3 protein-coding genes are annotated in these 2864 nt (G+C 51.9%); 2 read left to right on the top strand and 1 reads right to left on the bottom strand.

From position 1 onward, the window contains the following. Positions 1–81 precede the first annotated feature (81 nt). Positions 82–876, bottom strand: coding sequence for a 3'-5' exonuclease (locus tag HMPREF2726_RS09550; protein WP_003744040.1), 795 nt, complete (start codon positions 874–876; stop codon positions 82–84). A 188-nt stretch (positions 877–1064) separates the two neighbouring features. Between HMPREF2726_RS09550 and glyQ the strand changes: the two genes are divergently transcribed. After that, complete coding sequence (gene glyQ, locus HMPREF2726_RS09555) at positions 1065–1967, top strand: glycine--tRNA ligase subunit alpha (RefSeq protein ID WP_003766631.1); 903 nt, start codon at positions 1065–1067, stop codon at positions 1965–1967. Positions 1968–1978: 11 nt separating this feature from the next. After that, positions 1979–2785 carry an RsiV family protein gene (locus HMPREF2726_RS09560; protein WP_009313127.1) on the top strand — a complete coding sequence of 269 codons (807 nt, stop codon included), beginning with the start codon at positions 1979–1981 and terminating at the stop codon, positions 2783–2785. The last annotated feature ends 79 nt before the right edge of the window (positions 2786–2864 follow it).

Consider the following 2864-nt stretch of genomic DNA (forward strand, 5'->3'; position numbering starts at 1 on the left):
CGCCGTAATGGTTTAAAGTTAATCCACTATAAATTAGCGGCTTTCCGCCCATCGTCAGGGCTTTAGGAAATCACCGCGTTATTAACGCCACGCGGCGACAAACTCATTCCAATGCTGCTTGTCCTGAGCCTGTCCGGTCAGGTAATGCTTCAGCCGTTTGACTTCCACTTCATACTCGTCCGCATCCAAAGCGCCGCTCATCAGGCGGAAGCGTAGGAACATTAAATAAGTGTTTGCCGCATCGGTTTCGCAATAATCGCGGATGTCTTTCAGACGACCTGCGTGGAACGCCTCCCAAACTTTGCTGCCATCCATGCCCAGTTTGCCGGGGAAGCCGCAAAGTTTCGCCATATCGTCCAGCGGCACATTGGCACGCGGCTGGTACAGGGCGAGCAGATCCATCAGGTCGCAATGGCGGTTGTGGTAGCGGCTGATGTAGTTGTTCCACTTGAAATCACGGCTGTCGCCGAAATCGCCCTCGCCCATGTCCCAATAACGCGCCGCTGCAATGCCGTGTATCAGCGCGCGGTAATGCAGGACGGGAAGGTCGAAGCCGCCGCCGTTCCAACTGACCAATTGCGGCGTATGGCTTTCGATAAGGTCGAAAAACTTGGCGATCATTTCCTCTTCGCTGTCGTGCATTTCGCCTATGGTGCCGACGTGGATTTTGTCCTGCCCCCAGCGCATACAGCAGGAAATGGCGACTACTTGGTGTAAGTGGTGCTGCATAAAGTCAGAGCCGTTTTGGGCGCGGCGTTTCTGCTGGGCAAACAAGACCACCTCGTCGTCCGGCAAAGAGGCAGGCAGGTCGTACAACAGGCGGATGCCGTTCACATCAGGCACGGTTTCAATATCGAAAGCCAAAATCGGGGTCATGGGTGACTCCTCAAATTGAATCAAAACAGATTAAAACAGACAACAGGATAACGGCATTGTGGCATGTTTCCGCATTTATTGACAGTCAAATCACACCGCCGCCCCACCATTCCATCTGCCTGTACACCTACCCAAAACACCGTCAAAACAGTAAAATCCCCCTTTTATCCCAATCCGAAACATAAGCCATGCTCACCTTCCAACAAATCATCTTCAAACTGCAAACATTCTGGGCAGACAAAGGCTGCACCGTCATCCAACCTTTCGACATGGAAGTCGGCGCCGGTACTTCCCACCCCGCCACCTGCCTGCGCGCGCTCGGTCCCGAGCCTTGGTTTGCCGCCTACGTCCAACCCAGCCGCCGCCCCAAAGACGGCCGCTACGGCGACAATCCCAACCGCCTACAACACTATTACCAATTCCAAGTCGCCCTCAAACCCGCGCCCGCCAATATCCAAGACCTCTATCTCGATTCCCTGCGCGAATTGGGCATCGACCCCAAAGTCCACGACATCCGTTTCGTTGAAGACGACTGGGAAAACCCCACCCTCGGTGCATGGGGCTTGGGCTGGGAAGTCTGGCTCAACGGCATGGAAGTGACCCAGTTCACCTACTTCCAACAAGTCGGCGGTATCGACTGCACGCCTGTACTCGGCGAAATCACCTACGGCATCGAACGCTTGGCGATGTACCTGCAAGGCGTAGAAAACGTCTATGACCTCGTTTGGGCAAAAACGCTCGACGGCAACACCGTCACCTACGGCGACGTGTACCACCAAAACGAAGTCGAACAATCCACCTACAACTTCGAATACAGCGATGCCGACTGGCTGCTGCGCCAATTCAACGACTACGAAGCGCAAGCCAAACGCCTGCTCGCCGAAGAAAACGCCAGCCTCTCCCTGCCCGCCTACGAGCTGGTCCTCAAAGCCGGACACACCTTCAACCTCTTAGACGCACGCGGCGCCATTTCTGTGACCGAACGCGCCACCTACATCGGCCGCATCCGCGCCCTCAGCCGCACCGTGGCGCAGAAATACGTCGAAAGCCGCGAAGCATTGGGCTTCCCTTTAATTAAATCAAAATCCTAATAGGTGTTGATATGTTCCGCAAAACGCTTGCTGCCGCAACACTGGCCCTCGTTTTTTCTGCAACTGCTCAGGCTGCGCCTTTATCGTTTAAAGACAAAATATTGGAAGCCAAATCCTGTTCCGGCAAAAACAGTGAAGGCAAACCCCTTTGCCATCAACTTACTGTCGGCTATCCGATTACCGGCGATAAACATTTGGATGACTGGGTCAGAAAACAAATGGGGGGCAAACTGCCTACGCAGAAATCGGTTCAGACGACCTTAATACGCGACAAAGACGTAAAGGAGACCAATCGGGAAAATAGGAAACTCGGCAAAGATGATGGCTCTCCTTGTGCGTTGGACTATGTGGATACGTTAGAACTAGAAGGCTATACGCCCAACTATGCCGTTTTCGGACAAGAAGACTGGGAATATACCTGTGGCGCACACGGAAACGGCGTGCACACGCTGATGGTGTTGAAACGCGGCATTGCCAATCCGAAGCCGCTTAAATTGGATGATATCCTGTTGCCCGGACAAAAAGCAAAGCTGACGCATCTGATTAAAGAAGCCTATGTCAAATACCTGAAGGAAAATAGTGATGACACCGAAGAAGAAGCACGTGATTACATTAGTGGATACAATAGTGACAAATTTTCCGCTACGGAAAACTGGCGTTTCGATAAAAACGGCTTGACTTTCCTGTATCAAAGTTACGAAATCGGGGCATATGTTTTAGGCAGACCTGAGTTTACTATCCCCACTAAGGATTTACAGGGAATTGTGAAACCTGAAATCTTGAAGGAAACGGAGCATTTCATACAACCTAAAAAATAATTTAGGAACCGGTGCAGATTATCTCCCCTTAGCTTCTGACCGATTCAAGTATAGTGGATTAACTTTAAACCAGTACGGC

The sequence above is a fragment of the Neisseria sp. HMSC074B07 genome, assembly GCF_001810355.1.
Lineage (GTDB): Bacteria > Pseudomonadota > Gammaproteobacteria > Burkholderiales > Neisseriaceae > Neisseria.